General features: G+C 66.7%; 16 protein-coding genes. 13 read left to right on the plus strand and 3 right to left on the minus strand.

The annotated features are described in order from the left end of the window. The first annotated feature begins 3 nt into the window (after positions 1 to 3). From D5687_RS01620 to coaE, 3 genes are all read left to right on the plus strand, one after another. A complete protein-coding gene (locus D5687_RS01620) occupies positions 4 to 1,236 on the plus strand; it encodes a type II secretion system F family protein (protein WP_125198018.1) in 1,233 nt (410 codons plus the stop codon). A 90-nt stretch (positions 1,237 to 1,326) separates the two neighbouring features. Next, positions 1,327 to 2,211 (plus strand): A24 family peptidase, encoded by an 885-nt coding sequence (locus D5687_RS01625; RefSeq protein WP_125198019.1) that lies wholly within the window; start codon positions 1,327 to 1,329, stop codon positions 2,209 to 2,211. Positions 2,212 to 2,218: 7 nt separating this feature from the next. Next, positions 2,219 to 2,893 carry a dephospho-CoA kinase gene (coaE, locus tag D5687_RS01630; protein WP_125198020.1) on the plus strand — a complete coding sequence of 225 codons (675 nt, stop codon included), beginning with the start codon at positions 2,219 to 2,221 and terminating at the stop codon, positions 2,891 to 2,893. Here coaE and D5687_RS01635 read toward each other — a convergent pair whose 3' ends face one another. Beyond that, on the minus strand, positions 2,894 to 3,355 hold the full coding sequence (locus tag D5687_RS01635; protein WP_125198021.1) for a hypothetical protein: 462 nt from the start codon (positions 3,353 to 3,355) through the stop codon (positions 2,894 to 2,896). A 79-nt stretch (positions 3,356 to 3,434) separates the two neighbouring features. Between D5687_RS01635 and D5687_RS01640 the strand changes: the two genes are divergently transcribed. The 4 genes from D5687_RS01640 to D5687_RS01655 all read left to right on the plus strand — a co-directional run bounded on the left by D5687_RS01640 (position 3,435) and on the right by D5687_RS01655 (position 7,184). Next, positions 3,435 to 4,493, plus strand: a complete 1,059-nt coding sequence (locus D5687_RS01640) for a folate-binding protein YgfZ (RefSeq protein ID WP_158611710.1) — start codon at positions 3,435 to 3,437, stop codon at positions 4,491 to 4,493. 41 nt (positions 4,494 to 4,534) lie between these two features. Beyond that, positions 4,535 to 5,347 (plus strand): thiazole synthase, encoded by an 813-nt coding sequence (locus D5687_RS01645; RefSeq protein WP_125198023.1) that lies wholly within the window; start codon positions 4,535 to 4,537, stop codon positions 5,345 to 5,347. Positions 5,348 to 5,351: 4 nt separating this feature from the next. Beyond that, positions 5,352 to 6,053 (plus strand): tRNA (guanosine(46)-N7)-methyltransferase TrmB, encoded by a 702-nt coding sequence (trmB, locus tag D5687_RS01650; RefSeq protein WP_125198024.1) that lies wholly within the window; start codon positions 5,352 to 5,354, stop codon positions 6,051 to 6,053. 237 nt (positions 6,054 to 6,290) lie between these two features. After that, the gene (locus D5687_RS01655; protein ID WP_125198025.1) at positions 6,291 to 7,184 is read left to right on the plus strand and encodes a phosphoribulokinase; all 894 of its coding nucleotides are present in this window, start codon (positions 6,291 to 6,293) and stop codon (positions 7,182 to 7,184) included. Between the two features lie 109 nt (positions 7,185 to 7,293). On the opposite strand, the gene D5687_RS01660 is transcribed toward D5687_RS01655, so the two are convergent. Together D5687_RS01660 and D5687_RS11520 are read right to left on the minus strand one after the other, a co-directional pair. Next, entirely contained in the window at positions 7,294 to 9,204 is a 1,911-nt protein-coding gene (locus D5687_RS01660; RefSeq protein WP_125198026.1) for a sensor domain-containing diguanylate cyclase, read from the minus strand. Positions 9,205 to 9,305: 101 nt separating this feature from the next. Further along, positions 9,306 to 9,518: a hypothetical protein gene (locus D5687_RS11520; protein ID WP_370271289.1), complete on the minus strand. Its 213-nt coding sequence runs from the start codon at positions 9,516 to 9,518 to the stop codon at positions 9,306 to 9,308. Positions 9,519 to 9,771: 253 nt separating this feature from the next. Between D5687_RS11520 and D5687_RS01665 the strand changes: the two genes are divergently transcribed. From D5687_RS01665 to D5687_RS01690, 6 genes are read left to right on the plus strand one after another with little or no spacing between them, the layout of a single operon-like run. Then, on the plus strand, positions 9,772 to 11,106 hold the full coding sequence (locus tag D5687_RS01665; RefSeq protein WP_240031388.1) for an NAD(P)/FAD-dependent oxidoreductase: 1,335 nt from the start codon (positions 9,772 to 9,774) through the stop codon (positions 11,104 to 11,106). After that, a complete protein-coding gene (locus D5687_RS01670) occupies positions 11,103 to 11,903 on the plus strand; it encodes a DUF1365 domain-containing protein (RefSeq protein ID WP_125198027.1) in 801 nt (266 codons plus the stop codon). The genes D5687_RS01665 and D5687_RS01670 overlap by 4 nt, the downstream gene beginning before the upstream one ends. Further along, complete coding sequence (locus D5687_RS01675; protein WP_125198028.1) at positions 11,876 to 13,126, plus strand: cyclopropane-fatty-acyl-phospholipid synthase family protein; 1,251 nt, start codon at positions 11,876 to 11,878, stop codon at positions 13,124 to 13,126. Before D5687_RS01670 ends, D5687_RS01675 begins: the two co-directional genes overlap by 28 nt. After that, entirely contained in the window at positions 13,123 to 14,433 is a 1,311-nt protein-coding gene (locus tag D5687_RS01680) for an MFS transporter (RefSeq protein WP_125198029.1), read from the plus strand. Before D5687_RS01675 ends, D5687_RS01680 begins: the two co-directional genes overlap by 4 nt. Continuing rightward, a complete protein-coding gene (locus D5687_RS01685; RefSeq protein ID WP_125198030.1) occupies positions 14,430 to 14,984 on the plus strand; it encodes a DUF3833 domain-containing protein in 555 nt (184 codons plus the stop codon). The genes D5687_RS01680 and D5687_RS01685 overlap by 4 nt, the downstream gene beginning before the upstream one ends. Continuing rightward, complete coding sequence (locus D5687_RS01690; RefSeq protein WP_125198031.1) at positions 14,981 to 15,544, plus strand: chalcone isomerase family protein; 564 nt, start codon at positions 14,981 to 14,983, stop codon at positions 15,542 to 15,544. Before D5687_RS01685 ends, D5687_RS01690 begins: the two co-directional genes overlap by 4 nt. The last annotated feature ends 18 nt before the right edge of the window (positions 15,545 to 15,562 follow it).

Below are 15,562 nucleotides of genomic sequence, written 5' to 3' on the forward strand. Positions count from 1 at the left end.
AAGATGGCCATTGCGGCACGCAAGAACAAGACAACCGAAAAACCCGTCTTCAGCTACGAGGCGCGCACCAAGGAAGGCCGGGTAATCAAGGGCGAGATGGCGGCGTTCAACGACACCGCCGTGCGCGCCGAGATCCGCCGCCTGGGCATGACCCTGATCCGGGTCAAGCGCAAAGCCAAGCCGCTGTTCTCCAGCTCCAAGCCGGTCCAGCCGCGCGACATCGCCACCTTCGCCCGGCAGCTGGCGACCATGATGACCGCCGGTCTGCCGATCGTGCAGGCCCTGGACATCATCGCCCAGAGCGCCGAAAAGAAGACGATGAAGGACCTCATCAACGAGGTGAAGAACGACGTCGAGAGTGGCACCAACCTGGCCGATGCCCTCGACCGGCACCGCAAGTACTTCGACGAGCTGTTCGTCAACTTGGTCCGCGCCGGCGAGCAGTCCGGTGCGCTGGAAGTAGTGCTCGATCGCATCGCGACCTACAAGGAAAAGACCGAGAGCCTCAAGGGCAAAATCAAGAAGGCGCTGTTCTATCCGACCGCGGTTTTGGTGGTCGCTTTCATCGTCACCGCGATCCTGCTGATCTTCGTCATCCCGCAGTTCGAATCACTGTTCCAGGGATTCGGCGCCGACCTGCCTGCCTTCACCCAGTTCGTCATCGGCCTGTCCGACCTGTTCCGAGCCTACTGGCACTTTATCTTCGGCGGCATCGCCGCGGTGATCTTCCTGTTCGTGTTCGTCAAGCGCCGTTCGGACCGGTTCAACCACTTCCTCGACCGGATAGTCCTCAAGCTGCCGATCTTCGGCCCCTTGATGGAAAAGTCCGCGATCGCCCGATTCGCCCGTACGCTCGCCACCATGTTCTCCGCCGGTGTGCCACTGGTCGAGGCCCTGCCGCCGACGGCCGGGGCGACCGGCAATGCCGTGTTCCGCGACGCGGTCATGAGCATGCGCGATCTGGTCTCCGCCGGCTCGCCACTGCGCATCGGCATGCAGCAATCCAACCTGTTCCCGGTGATGGTGATCCAGATGGTCGCCATCGGCGAGGAGACCGGTGCGCTCGACAGCATGCTCGCCAAGGTGGCCGACATGTACGAGGAGGAGGTCGACAACATGGTCGATGCGATGTCGAGCCTGCTCGAGCCGATGATCATGGCCTTCCTCGGCATCGTGGTCGGCGGCCTGGTCATCGCCATGTACCTGCCGATCTTCAAGCTGGGCGCCGTGGTCTGATCACCAGGTTTCCGGCTCGCCCTTCCGACGGCCCGTGTCATTCATCGGGCCGTTTCCATGTCAGGCCCCCGTCCCAGGTCCGAGCAACCCATGTCCGAAATCCAAGCCATCTTCCAGCAACATCCGGCCATCTGGATCACTGTGGCCAGCCTGTTCGGCCTGCTGGTAGGCAGCTTTCTCAATGTCGTCATCAACCGGCTGCCGGTAATAATGGAACGCGAATGGAAGCGCGAATGCCGTGCCCTGTTGGCCGGCGAGGACGCGCCCGCCACGGCCGACGACGAGCCCTTCAACCTGGTCCGCCCGCGCTCGACCTGCCCCCGATGCGGCAGCTCCATTCGCGCCTGGCAGAACATCCCGGTGCTCAGCTGGTTGCTGCTACGCGGGCGCTGCGCCAACTGCGGTCAGCCCATCTCCTGGCAGTACCCGCTGGTGGAACTCGCCAGTGCCGCCCTCGTCGGCCTGGCCGCCTGGCAATTCGGCCCGACCGCGCTCGCCCTGGCCGTGTTCCTGTTGAGCTGGGCCCTGCTCGCCGCATCGGTCATCGACCTCAAGACCCAGCTGCTGCCCGACGTGTTCACCCTGCCGCTGCTGTGGCTGGGCCTGCTCCTGCCGATCCTGCTACCGGACTACCATCTCACGCTCGACGAGGCAGTGCTGGGCGCCGTGTTCGGCTACCTCGCGTTATGGTCGGTGTACTGGTTGTTCCGGCTGCTCACCGGCAAGGAAGGCATGGGCTTCGGCGACTTCAAGTTGCTCGCCGCGCTGGGGGCCTGGCTGGGCTGGCAGATGCTGCCGCTGGTAATCCTGTTCTCGGCCCTGGCCGGCAGCTTGATCGGCATCGCCATGATCCTCTTGCTGCGCCACGACCGGCGCATCCCCATCCCCTTCGGCCCCTATCTGGCGATCGCAGGGCTGGTCGCCCTGTATCTGGGCGAGCCGATCATGACGGCCTATCTGGGCGGTCCGTTCTGATCACGGCATGAGGACTCAGGCCCCAAACCCGTCGGAAAACCCGTCGGAACCGCCCGAGACTTGCGGGCGCATCGTCGGCCTGACCGGCGGCATCGCCAGCGGCAAGAGCCTGGCGACATCGATCTTTGCCGAGCTGGGCATCCCGATCGTAGACACCGATACGATCAGCCGCGAGCTGGTCGAGCCGGGCAGCCCCCGCCTCGATGAAATCCAGGCTCGATTCGGCGACGAGATCCTGCTCGAGGATGGCCGGTTGGATCGCGACCGGCTCCGCCGGCTGATCCTCGATCAGCCGGCGGAGCGCGCCGCGCTGGAGGCGATCCTGCATCCGGCCATCCGGGTAAGGGCCCGCGAACGCGCGACGGCCGCGGCCCATCACGCGCCCTACGTGCTGGTGGTCGTGCCGCTGCTCGCCGAGGCCTCGGTCTGGCCGGCCTACCGCGACTGGCTCGACGCCGTGATCACCCTGACCGCCCCGCCTGCGCTGCGGCGCGAGCGACTGGCCGCCCGCCCGGGGATCGATGCCGGGCAAGCCGAGCAACTGATCGCCGCCCAGGTCGATGACCGCGCCCGCCGGGCGATCGCCGATTTCGAGCTGGTCAACGATCGCTCGCCCGAGGCCCTGCGCGAGCAGATCCTCGAACTGGACGGCCGCCTGCGGCAACCCGACTCGAGCGACTGATCACGGCGACCCCAACGTCAAAAAGCGCTGCAACCGCCACCAGCCGCGCCGCCCCAGCCGCCACGGCGTGAGCCAGAGGGTGAACCGCCCGGCAGCGGAATCATCGAGAGTTACCCCGACCAACAACGGGCCTTGCCACAGCACGCGCGTCTCCCCGCGGATCGACTCCCCGTCGGGCAGCAGCACCTCCGCACGACCGGCCGACCAGGCCAGTCGCCCCTCGATGGCAAAGCCCGGTGGGCGATGACGCAGCCAACGCCACAACCAGCCCGAGACCACCAGCCAGGCCGCCGAACGCCACAGCCATTCCAATGGCGGCGTGTGTGCCCCGACCGGCCGGGGCGCCTGCCAGACGACCAGGCTCGCCGCCAACCAGGCGGCCAGCACCAACCCAACCCAGGCCGCCAGCAACCAGCGGTCGGCGACAAGCGATTCACTCAATCCTTCCGATACCCGTTCCATGGGCGCCCTTCCATCCAAGCCAAGCCGCGGGGGGTAATGCTATCCTTGCCCCCCGATCATTATGACCCCGAACTCGCCAATGTCCGACGCGACCGACACAACCTGGCACGACCTGGTGCAGCCGAGCGACAGCCCGGCCGCCGGTGCGATCCTGCTGACCGACCTGCCCGAACGTCGAGTGATCGAGGTCACCGGCTCGGAGGCACAGGCGTTCCTGCACGCGATACTCACGCAGGACATCAACGCACTGAGCGACGAGGCCGCCTCCTTCTCCGCGTTTTGCAGCGCGAAGGGCCGGGCTCTGGGCTTGATGCGCATCGCCGCGCACGAGGACGGATTCCGTCTGGTCACGCGCGCCGAACTCGCTCCTGGCCTGCTCAAGCGCCTGCAGATGTATGTCCTGCGACGCGACGTGCAGTTGTCGCTGGCCGAGGACCAGACCGCACTCGGGCTGATCTGGCCAGGAGACGCCAAGTCGATGAGTTGCCCGTTCGATGATGCGGCTGCCTGCGAGGCGATCGAAGGCCTGAGCATGGCCCAGCCGGCTCCCGGCCGCTGGCCCGCCGTCGTCGACGCACAGGGCCGGCTGTTCCTGCGCGAAGAGCAGCACGCGAACAACGGCGTGCGCATCGCCGTCCATGGCCCAGCCAGCGACCTGGAAGCCATGGTTCGCTCCGCGACCGACGCCACGGCGATCGTCTCGACCGATCACTGGGAGCGCGCCGAGATCGAGGACCGCCTCCCCGAGGTCACGAGCGAGACGGCCGAGCACTTCGTGCCGCAATGGATCAACCTCGACGAGCTCGAGGCATTCAGCCTCAAGAAGGGCTGTTATCCGGGCCAGGAAGTCATCGCCCGGATGCATTACCTGGGCAAGCCCAATCGGCGCCTGTTTGCCGGCCACGTGCTCGGGCTCGCCCCGCCGGCACCCGGCACGCCGATCCACAACGACAAGGACGAGACCGCCGGCGAAGTGGTGCGCAGCGCCCCGCTGCCGGACGACTCGGGCAGCCTGGTGCTCACCGTGATCAAGCTCAAGCACCTGCACGATCCGCTGACGATCGACGGCCTGGCCTTAAGCCTCGACCCGCACGACACCATCGAGGGCGGCAGCCACCGGGCCGGCGCCCGGCATTGACCGCCCCCCCCCCCTACATCACAAGCAACGAAACCAAGCCCATGACTGACAACCGTCCCGAATCCAGCCTGACGGCCGACCAGCCGCTGATCGTCGGCAGCCGCCGCTTCTCCTCGCGCCTGCTGACCGGCACCGGCAAGTACAAGGACATGACCGAGACCCGCGAGGCCACCGAGGCCGCCGGGGCCGAAGTCGTCACCGTGGCGATCCGTCGCAGCAACATCGGCCAGAATCCGGACGAGCCCAACCTGCTCGACGTCCTGCCGCCGGAGCGCTTCACCATCCTGCCCAACACCGCCGGCTGCTACACCGCCACCGAGGCAGTGCGCACCTGCCGCCTGGCGCGCGAACTCCTCGACGGCCACAACCTGGTCAAGCTCGAGGTGCTCGGCGACGAGAAGACCCTCTACCCGGACATCACCAATACCCTGCTCGCCGCCGAGACCCTGGTCGAGGACGGCTTCGAGGTGATGGTCTACACCTCCGACGACCCGATCGTCGCCAAACGGCTCGAGGAGATCGGCTGCGTGGCGGTCATGCCGCTGGCCGCCCCGATCGGCTCAGGGCTCGGCATCCAGAACAAGTACAACCTGATGACCATCATCGAGAACGCCGAGGTACCGATCATCGTCGATGCCGGCGTCGGCACCGCCTCGGATGCGGCCGTGGCGATGGAGCTCGGCTGCGACGGCGTGCTGATGAACAGCGCCATCGCCCACGCGAAGAACCCGGTGCTGATGGCCTCGGCGATGAAGAAGGCCATCGAGGCCGGCCGCGAGGCATTCCTCGCCGGGCGCATGCCGCGAAAGCGCTTTGCCAGCGCCTCCTCGCCCGTCGACGGCCTGTTCTTCTGATCCCATGAGCGAAGCGACCGAAAAGAGTGACGGCATCCGGCGGCGCATCCGCTCGTTCATCCGCCGCGAGGGCCGACTCACGCCGGGCCAGCAGCGGGCACTCAACGAGCTGGGACCGAAATACCTGATCGACCCGGAAGGCCCGCGGATCGACCCGGCCGAATTGTTCGGCCGACAGGCACCGTTGACCCTGGAGATCGGTTTCGGCAACGGCGACAGCCTGGTCGAGATGGCCGCCAAGGACCCCGACGGCGACTTCATCGGCATCGAGGTCCACCGCCCGGGCGTGGGCCACCTGCTCAACGGCATCGAGCACTTCGGTCTGACCAACCTCAAGGCCGTCTGCGGCGATGCCGTGCCGTTCGTCGAGCAGCGAGTGCCCGAGGAAAGCCTCGACCGGCTGCTGCTCTACTTCCCGGACCCCTGGCACAAGAAGCGCCACCACAAACGCCGCATCGTGCAGACGGCGTTCGCCGACCTGGTCGCCACTCGCCTCAAGCCCGATGGACTGTGGCACCTGGCGACCGACTGGGCCGAATACGCCGAGCACATGCGCGAGGTGCTCGATGCCCACCCGGCGTTCGTGGCCGAACACGAGGGCAGCGGCGAGAATGCCCGGCCCGACTGGCGCCCGCGCACCAAGTTCGAGCGACGCGGCGAGGAACGTGGCCACCAGGTCTTCGACCTGCTCTATCGCCGCCGCTGAACGCGGCAGACACAACCCCTTACCAGGGCTGGAAACCGGCCGGCACGCCGGCGCAGCAGGCCAGCCCCGGTAGCCTGCCAACTTGTTCCCGACCGGCTAAACCCCTATTATCGTGGGCTTTCGTTTGCCGAGTGAGTCGAGTCGCGCGCACCAGAAACGCGCTCCTCCCCGGTCGAAACGACCCGATTCCGCCGCTTTTCCACGTTTCGTTTTTATTGCTTTCCAACAGGAGGGACCATGTCCAAGAAGCATCCCGTTGTCGCGGTTACCGGCTCGTCCGGCGCCGGCACGTCCACCGTCAAGAGTGCCTTCAACCATATCTTCCGCCGCGAGAGCATCTCGCCGGTCGTGATCGAGGGCGACAGCTTTCACGCACTCAACCGCAAGGACATGCGCGAGCGCATGGCCGCCGAGGCCGAGAAGGGCAATAACTTCTTCTCCCACTTCGGCCCGAATGCCAACCACTTCGACAAGCTGGGCGAGCTGTTCAAGAGCTACGGCGAGTCTGGCTCCGGCAAGAAGCGCTACTACCTGCACAGCGACGAGGAAGCCGCCGAGCACAACGCGCGCCTGAACACCAACCTGGGCCCGGGCGAGTTCACCCCGTGGGAAGACATCCCGGCCGGCTCCGACCTGCTGTTCTACGAAGGCCTGCACGGCCTGGTGAAGACCGATGAGGTCGATGTCGCCCAGCACGTCGATCTGGGCGTAGGTGTCGTACCGATCGTCAACCTCGAGTGGATCCAGAAGATCTTCCGCGACAACGCCGAGCGCGGCTACTCCGCCGAGAAGATCGTCGACACCATCCTGCGTCGCATGCCGGACTACGTGAACTACATCACCCCGCAGTTCTCGCAGACCGACGTCAACTTCCAGCGCGTACCGACCGTCGACACCTCCAACCCGTTCATCGCCCGCGACATCCCGACGCCGGACGAGAGCGTGGTCGTCATCCGCTTCCGTGATCCGGACGAGTTCGGTGTCGACTTCCCGTACCTGCTGCAGATGATCCCGAACTCGTTCATGTCCCGCTACAACACCATCGTGGTGCCGGGCGGCAAGATGAGCTACGCGATGGACCTGATCCTGACCCCGCGTATCCATCGCCTGATCCAGGAACGCGACGCGTAAGCGTTCCCGGACAACCGAACGAAAAAAGCCCCCGCCGGCACGCTGCCGCGGGGGCTTTTTCTTGGCCGACCCGGGCTGGACCGGATCGCACCGCGCCGGGGAAAGTCGATCAGGACGGGCGACGATCTCCCTCCCGCGGCGCCACCTCGCCCATCGCCCCGTCGAAGTAGCGGAACGTGTCCCGCCCGGCGGCCTTGGCCTCGTACATGGCCGCATCGGCGTGGTTGACCAACGCCTCGGCGTCCCCACCCAGCTCGGGAAAGACCGCGATCCCGATCGACACCCCGATCGAGACCTCCTCGCCATCGAGGTCGAACGGCTGGGTCAGCACCTCGATCACCTTGGCCGCCACCTGGCCGGCAAACCGTGGCGCGGGCAACCCCTCCAGCAAGATCAGGAACTCGTCCCCTCCCAGGCGCCCCACGGTGTCCTCGTGGCGCAGCAGACGCTGCAGTCGTTCGGATACCTCGCGCAGTAATTGGTCACCGACCGCATGACCCAGACGGTCGTTGACCTCCTTGAAGTAGTCGAGGTCGAGAAACAGCACCGCCAGGCGCGTCTCGTCCTGCCGTGCCCGGGCCACCGCCTCGCCGATCCGGTACTTGAGCGAGGCGCGGTTGGGAAGATCGGTGAGCGAGTCGTGATGGGCCTGGTGACGAATCTGGAGCTCGGCCGCCTTGGTCTCGGTGATGTCGTTGAAGATATGGATGAAATGGCTGACGCGGCCATGCTCGTCGGTGACCTTGCTGATCGTCTGTAACGCGGTCAAGCGCTCGCCCCGGCGGTTGCGATAGTCGAGCTCGCCCTGCCAACCATGCTCGAGATTCAAGCGCTGGCAGATCCGGTCCAACTGCTCGCTTTCCTTTTCATCCAGCTGAAACAGGTCCGACATCGGACGGCCCATCACCTCGTCGGCGGCAAAACCGGTGATGCGGGTGAACGCGGGATTGACGCGCAGGATGCGGTGATTGGGCGAGGTGATCATGATCGCCTCGCCAGTGCCTTCGAACACGCTGGCCGCCAGGCGCAATTCCCCGGCCGAGCGCTCCAACTCCTCGGCCTGATTCGACAAACGCCGCAACACGGGGCGCAACGCCCGCGCCGCCAGCAGGGCGACGATCGGCAACAACAGGAAGACCAGACCCAACGGCCAGAGCAATCGGGTGACTACCGGCTGATAGAAGCTCCAGAAACCCGCGTCGATCAGCAGCAGGCAGCGCCCACCGCCAACCGGCGTGTAGAACAGCACCCGCGTCTCGCCATCGAGTTCAGGCCAGACCACACCGGGACCAGTCGGGTCGATACGCGCCAGGTCCCCGGCGATCGTCTCGCGCGGTTGTTCCATCTCCAGCCCGGTGGCGTCGGCGTTCACGCCCACCAGGCGTTTCTCGCGGTGATCGAGCAGAAAGCCCCGCGCCGAAGGTTCCAGGGTGCGTGCTCGCTCGAGCAACTCGACCAGGCCGCCCACCTCGAAGAACAGCACGTCGGTGCCCAGTCGCTCACCGGCATTTCCGAGGATGGGCGCCGCGGTCCGCCAGATAATGCGATCCTCGAACTGCACCAGCCGGCTCTGCACGCCATCCAGCTCATCGAAAATCGAGTGCCCGGGCACCTCGGCCGTCACGCCCTCGTCGACGATTACCTCGCCGAACGGGCCAAGCCGCTTGATGCCGACCAGCGCCGGCGACGTCCCCAGCGCATCGGCCAGTCGCGGCGCGGTGTAAGCCGTCAGGGACTCGATCGACATCTCCCCCTGGACGTAGGACTCGAGCCGATGGCGGATCTCGGTGCGACTGGTGACCTGGCGGGCAATGCCTTCGTAACGCTGCACCAGGTTGTTGAGTGCCGCACCCTGTGCCTGGATGCCCATCAACGTGCTGCGCTCCAGCCCCTCGCGCGCGGACTGGTAGATGGGCACCGCGGTGACCAGCGCCACGAGAACACCGCTGACGAGGATACCCAGCACCGCAAGCAGCATCGCCTTGCGGCGAATCAGTCGAATGGCGTTGAGCTCGGGCATGGGCCGGGGGGCTCCGGTCGAGATCAAGCCGCTCCGGGAATGGGGCGGCTCGGTTAGGCGGCGGGAAAAGCGCACAAATTATGTCGCGTTCCAACGCGCCATTATCCCAGAAAGCCGATACAAAGGCTACCTAAATCGGGCGTGGCGACGGGCACAAGTCCATGAAAAATGCAGGGATTTTTCGGGGTCGTGGGCGACTGGTGTGACCAGACATCGGTCACCTCGCCGAGCACCTCCGCCATCCCGATGACATCACGTGCCGGATCAGCGTCGTCGAACAGGGCGCTGTCGGTATGGCGCTGATCGCCGAGCACGACCAGCAGGGGACGAGCGGGGAGTCAGTCCTGCAATTTCCTCGCACGGCGATGCCGCCGCCTGCCGCAGACGATCGCGCAAGGCGCTGCGATCACGGCGGGGAACACCCGCATCCGACCCGGGATCGGGGGCAGAACACCGTTCGTGTTGAAACCAGAAAACGAGTCGAAACATGGCGGCGCAAATTTTTATGCAAAACCTGTACAGAGATTATACACTCAACGGGTATTCTGCCGAACCCCGGAGCCGCGAGTGACCCAGACCCTGCCGTTTTCACAGCCAGCCGACCGACCGCTCGAGATCGCCGTGATCGGCTCGGGCATCGCCGGGTTGGGTACTGCCTGGCTGCTGGGCCAGCAGCATCGCGTCACGCTGTTCGAGAAGAACGACTACATCGGCGGGCATACCCACACCCACCTGGTCGACGACGGCCGAGGTGGGGGCATCGCGGTCGACAGCGGCTTCATCGTCTGCAATCGACCCAACTACCCGCACCTGTTCGGGCTGTTCGAGTCACTCGATATCGAAACCCAACCCACCGACATGTCGTTCGGCATGAGCATGGACGGCGGCCGGCTGGAGTACAGCGGCGACAACCTCAATACCCTGTTTGCCCAACGCCGCAACCTGCTGCGACCCAGCTTCCTGCGCATGGTCGCCGAGATCCTGCGCTTCAACCGGCTGGGCAAGGCCGCGCTTGCCGGCAATTCGCTCGGCACGCTCTCCCTGGGCGAGTTCCTCGAGCAGCATCGCTTCTCGCCACGACTGGCCGAGGATTACCTCCTGCCCATGGCCGCGGCAATCTGGTCCTGCCCGACCCGGCAGATGCGTGCGTTCCCGGCACGAAGTTTCCTGCAGTTTTTCGACAACCACGGCCTGATGAACGTGCAGGATCGCCCGCAATGGGAAACGGTCCGGGGCGGCTCGCGACGCTACGTCGACCGGATGCTGGCCGAACGGCGCTTCGAGGCACTGACCTCGCACCCGGTCAATCGCATCGAGCGCGACGAAACCGGCGTCACGCTGCCCGAGTACGATCGACGCTTCGATGCGGTGGTGATGGCAGGCCATGCCGACGAGACGCTCGCCACGCTCGACCGACCGGATGCAGCAGAGGCCGGCGTGCTTGGCGCGTTCCGCTTTCAGGAAAACCGCGCCTTCCTGCATCGCGACACGAGCCTGATGCCCCGCCGACGCCAGGTCTGGTCGAGCTGGAACTACCTGGGCCGACGTGATGCCGACGGTGAACGGGCCGTGGCCGTGACCTACTGGATGAACCACCTGCAGCAACTGGACGCGGCCCACGACTGGCTGGTGACCCTCAACCCCTTCGAGCCGCCCCGCGGGTCACTCGTCGAGCGCGAGATCACCTACCACCACCCGGTCTTCGACGCCCGGGCCGTGGCCGCCCAGGCCGGACTACCTGTCCTGCAGGGCCATCGACGCACCTTCTATGCCGGCGCCTGGACGGGGTATGGGTTTCACGAAGACGGTCTGGCCTCGGCCGTGGCCGTCGCCCGGCAGTTCGGCACGGCGATTCCCTGGGAAAACATTGCCCCCAACGACCTTGGAATGGAGGCGGCGTGACCTCGGCGCTCTACCAGGGTTGGGTGATGCATCAGCGGTTCACGCGGGCCTGCTATCGCTTTCGCTATCGCGTGTTCTCGCTGCTGGTCGATCTCGATGACCTCGAGGCCGGCTTCCCCGATCAGCGCCTGCTGTCGCATAACCGTTTCAACCTGTTCTCGATCCACGACCGCGATCACGGCCCGCGCCGCGACATGCCGCTGCGCGACTGGATCACGGCGACCGCCCGCGCCCAGGGCATCGATATCGAGGGCGGCAAGACCCTGGTCTCGGCCTACCCACGGGTGTTGGGCTACCAGTTCAACCCGCTGACCGTCTGGTATTGCCACGACCGGGCCGGCGAGCTGGTCGCGATCGACTGCGAGGTCAGCAACACCTTCGGCGGGCACCACCACTATTTTCTGCACGATCACGGCCGCCCGCTGGAAAGCCCCTTCCGCGCGCAGGCCGACAAGGTGTTCCACGTCTCGCCGTTCCTGCCCATGAACATGCGCTACCACTTCCGGCTCTCGCGCCCCGGCAAGCGGCTGGGGGTCTCGATCCGCGAGACCGAACTCGACCCGGATGGCGAGGAAACCCTGACGCTGGTCGCCACCCACAACGCGCAACGTCGCGAGCTCACCGATCGTCGACTGATGCTCGAGGCCCTGCGCATCCCGTTTCTCACCGTCAAGGTGATCGGCCTGATCCACTGGCAGGCCCTGAAAATCTGGCTCAAGGGTGGGCGTTTCCACAAGAGCCCACCACCACCGGCATCGGAGGTCAGCTCATGCCCATCGTCCAGACACGAAACCTGAGCCCGGTCTCGGACTCGACCGCCCGCGAGCGGCCGGCCGAACACGCCCTGCCGCTGGGCGCCCGCTGGGTCGGTCACTTCCTCTCCAATATCCGCATCGGCCGACTCCGGGTGACCACCGACGACGGTGGAGTTGCCGAGTGCATCGGTGCCGAGCAGCCCGAGCTGTCGGCAAGCGTGCATCTGCATCACCCCACGCGGCTGCTGTCCCGGATCGCCCGCCTGGGTGACATCGGAATCGCCGAGGGCTTCATCGAGGGGGACTTCACCACTGATGACCTGACCGGCCTGCTCGAGATCGGCGCGCGCAACTTCGAGGCGATCGGCCACGAGCTGCGCCCCGGCTTTTGGGCCCGGCTCGGTCATCGCATCCAGCATGCGCTGCGGGCCAATCATCGCCGCGGCAGCCGGCGCAATATCGCCGCGCACTACGATCTGGGCAACGACTTCTATCGGCTATGGCTCGACGAGTCGATGACCTACTCGGCGGCCCTGTTCGCCGAGCCCGGCGAGTCGCTGGCCACCGCCCAGCAACGCAAGTACGACCGGCTGATCGATCGGCTTGACGCCCGTCCGGGAGACCGGCTGCTGGAGATCGGTTGCGGCTGGGGCGGGCTGGCCGAGACCGCTGCCCATCGTGGGCTGCGCCTCGACGGGCTGACCCTGTCCACCGAACAGCTCGCCTACGGCCGCGACCGGCTCGCCGCCGCCGACCTCGATGACCGCGCCCGCCTGCACCTGACCGATTACCGCGACCAGGGCGGCCAGTTCGATCACATCGTCTCGATCGAGATGTTCGAGGCTGTCGGCGAGCGCTACTGGCCGACGTTCTTCCAGACCGTGCATGACCGGCTCAAGCCCGGCGGCCGCGCCGCCATCCAGGTCATCACCATCGACGAGGACGCGTTCGAGGGCTACCGCCGCGAGCCCGACTTCATCCAGCTCTACATCTTCCCCGGCGGGATGCTGCCCTCGGTCGAGCGCTTCGAGGCCGGGGCGACGGCCGCCGGGCTGACCGTGCGCGAGACTGTCCTGTTTGGTCACGATTACGCCCGCACGCTCGCCCGATGGCGCGAACGCTTCGACGCGGTCGAGGACGAACTGGAAACCCTGGGCTTCGACCACCGTTTCCGCCAGACCTGGCGCTACTATCTCGCCTATTGCGAGGCGGGCTTTCTCGCCGGCCGGATCAACGTCGCCCAGGTCATCCTGGAACGCCCATGAACCCGGCCGCGAGCACAACGCCACGACTGACCCTGTGGCAGGTGCTCGCCTACGGCACGCCCGGCCTGCCGCTGGCGTTGATGGGCATCCCGCTGTACGTCTACCTGCCGCCGTTCTATGCCAACGAACTGGGGCTGGGACTGGCCGCCGTCGGCACGGCGCTGATGCTCACCCGACTGTGGGACGTGATCACCGACCCGGTGGTCGGCTACCTGTCCGACCGCATCCCCGGCCGCCATCGGCGCAAGTGGCTGATGGGCGCCGGGATGCCGCTGCTGATCGCCTCGCTGTGGTTCCTGCTGCGTCCGGACGAGGACGTCGGGCTCTCGTATCTCTACCTGTGGGGCCTGGCGGCGTTTCTCGGCTGGACGATGATCCAGCTGCCCTACACCAGCCTGGGCGCGGAGGCCGACCCGACCCCGCACGGGCGCACCCGCCTGGCGGCCGGCCGCGAGGGCCTGGCCCTGGTGGGCACCGTGCTCGCCGCCGCCCTGCCGATCCTGCTCGGCAGCGAGGCCCCGGCGGACGTGCTCGCCGCCGTGTTCTGGCTGATGGCGATCCTGCTGCCGGCAGGCTTCCTCTTGATGGCGGCGACCACTCCCGAGCCAGCCGTGCATCGCCCGCTGGTCGACTGGCGTCACGGCTGGCCGCTGTTGAAACACAACCGCCGCCTGCGCGGCCTGTTGGGCGGCTATTTCCTCAACAACCTGGCCAACGGCATCCCCGCCGCGCTGTTCCTGATGTTCGTCGCCGACCGCCTCGGTGCCCAGGACTGGCTCGGCTGGCTGCTTTTGCTGTACTTCGGCGCCGGCATCGCCGCGCTACCGGTGTGGACCGCCGTCGCCCGACGGATCGGCAAGCGCCGCGCCTGGGGTGCCTCGATCCTGCTCGCCGCGATCAGCTTCTCGTTCGCCCCGTGGCTGGGCAGCGGGGATGTGGTCTGGTTTGCCCTGATCTGCGCGGTCTCGGGCCTGAGCCTCGGTGCCGACATGGCGCTGCCGGCCTCGATCCAGGCCGACATCGCCGGGATCGACAGCGACGATGGCGGCGGCGATCGCGCCGGGCTGTTCTTCGGCCTGCTGGGGCTGGCCACCAAGCTTGCGCTGGCGGTGGCCGTCGGCGTGGGCTACGGCGTGCTGGCACTAGCCGGCTTCGAGGCCGGCGACAGCGACACCACCGCCCTGGCCGTCACCTACGGCGCGCTGCCGGTCATCTTCAAGCTCGCTGCCGCCTGGCTGGTCTTCCGCCAGCTGACCGACACCGAATCGCATCTGCCGGAAACCACCCTGCGAGGAACCACCCCATGATCCGACGCTTCACCGTGGCGAGCGCGCTCGCCCTCACCCTACTACTCACGGGATGCAGCAGCATGAAACTCGAGCAGTTCCGGGGCACCGAGCCCGCCTTCGACCTGACCGGCTACTTCGAGGGCCAGACCTGGGCCTACGGGGTCTTCGAGAGCCGGGGCGGGGAAATCAAGCGCCAGTTCCGCGTCGAGATCGACGGTTACTGGGAGGACGAGGAATTCGTCCTCGACGAGGACTTTGTCTACGACGACGGCGAGACCGACCAGCGCACCTGGCGCATCACGCCCACCGGCGAGAACACCTACGTCGGGCGGGCCGGCGACATCGTCGGTACCGCCGAGGGCCACGAGGTGGGCCAGGCGCTCAACTGGCGCTACGTGCTGCGCCTGCCCTATGGCGACTCGAGCATCGACGTGACCTTCGACGACTGGATGATCCGGCAGAGCGAGAACGTGGTGATCAACCGGGCGACCGTGAAGAAATTCGGCCTCCGGGTCGGCGAGGTGACCCTGTTCTTCACCAAGACCGATCCGGACGAGGGCACATCGTGAGCCGCCGGACGGCGCTGCTGGGTGCGGGCATGGCCCTGGCGCTAGCCGGCACGACGGCCGGAGCGATGGCCGACGCCTTCGCCCCGCAGAGCGAACTGGCGGGCACCGCGCTGGTGCTGCAGGGAGCAGGCACCGCCAGCTACATGATCTGGGATGTCTACGACGCGGCGCTCTACGCGCCGGCCGAGGCCAACGAGGGGGCCATCGTGAACGCCGAGGTGCCCATGAGCCTGATCCTCGAGTACCACCGTAACGTGGGCGTGGCGGACATCCGCAAGGCAACCTGGGTGGCGCTGGACGAGCAGTACGCGGGCGAGGAACGCGAGCGGCTGCGGCCGAAGATCGACGCGATCCAGAATGCCATGATCGACGTGACCGACGGCGATCGCTACCAGCTCGACTGGGACCCGGAGGCGCAACGCCTGACCCTGAAGCTCAACGACGAGACCCGTTTCGAGTCGGACGATCGCGAGCTGGCGCGGGCCTATTTCGGCATCTGGCTGGCCGAGCCGCCGCTATCGGACAAGCTGCGCGCCGCCCTGCTGTCACGGGTGGACTGACAGCGCGGAGAGGGGAAA

The organism is Guyparkeria sp. SCN-R1 (genome assembly GCF_003932495.1).
Taxonomy (GTDB): Bacteria; Pseudomonadota; Gammaproteobacteria; order Halothiobacillales; family Halothiobacillaceae; genus Guyparkeria.

What these genes read in the sequence shown, in the direction of transcription:
- D5687_RS01655 (WP_125198025.1), top strand. Translation starts at nt 6,291, where the DNA reads ATGTCCAAGAAGCATCCCGTTGTCGCGGTTACCGGCTCGTCCGGCGCC.
- D5687_RS01635 (WP_125198021.1), bottom strand. Translation starts at nt 3,355, where the DNA reads ATGGAACGGGTATCGGAAGGATTGAGTGAATCGCTTGTCGCCGACCGC.
- trmB (WP_125198024.1), top strand. Translation starts at nt 5,352, where the DNA reads ATGAGCGAAGCGACCGAAAAGAGTGACGGCATCCGGCGGCGCATCCGC.
- D5687_RS01625 (WP_125198019.1), top strand. Translation starts at nt 1,327, where the DNA reads ATGTCCGAAATCCAAGCCATCTTCCAGCAACATCCGGCCATCTGGATC.
- D5687_RS01640 (WP_158611710.1), top strand. Translation starts at nt 3,435, where the DNA reads ATGTCCGACGCGACCGACACAACCTGGCACGACCTGGTGCAGCCGAGC.
- D5687_RS01645 (WP_125198023.1), top strand. Translation starts at nt 4,535, where the DNA reads ATGACTGACAACCGTCCCGAATCCAGCCTGACGGCCGACCAGCCGCTG.
- coaE (WP_125198020.1), top strand. Translation starts at nt 2,219, where the DNA reads ATGAGGACTCAGGCCCCAAACCCGTCGGAAAACCCGTCGGAACCGCCC.
- D5687_RS01685 (WP_125198030.1), top strand. Translation starts at nt 14,430, where the DNA reads ATGATCCGACGCTTCACCGTGGCGAGCGCGCTCGCCCTCACCCTACTA.
- D5687_RS01620 (WP_125198018.1), top strand. Translation starts at nt 4, where the DNA reads ATGGCCATTGCGGCACGCAAGAACAAGACAACCGAAAAACCCGTCTTC.
- D5687_RS01680 (WP_125198029.1), top strand. Translation starts at nt 13,123, where the DNA reads ATGAACCCGGCCGCGAGCACAACGCCACGACTGACCCTGTGGCAGGTG.
- D5687_RS01675 (WP_125198028.1), top strand. Translation starts at nt 11,876, where the DNA reads ATGCCCATCGTCCAGACACGAAACCTGAGCCCGGTCTCGGACTCGACC.
- D5687_RS01660 (WP_125198026.1), bottom strand. Translation starts at nt 9,204, where the DNA reads ATGCCCGAGCTCAACGCCATTCGACTGATTCGCCGCAAGGCGATGCTG.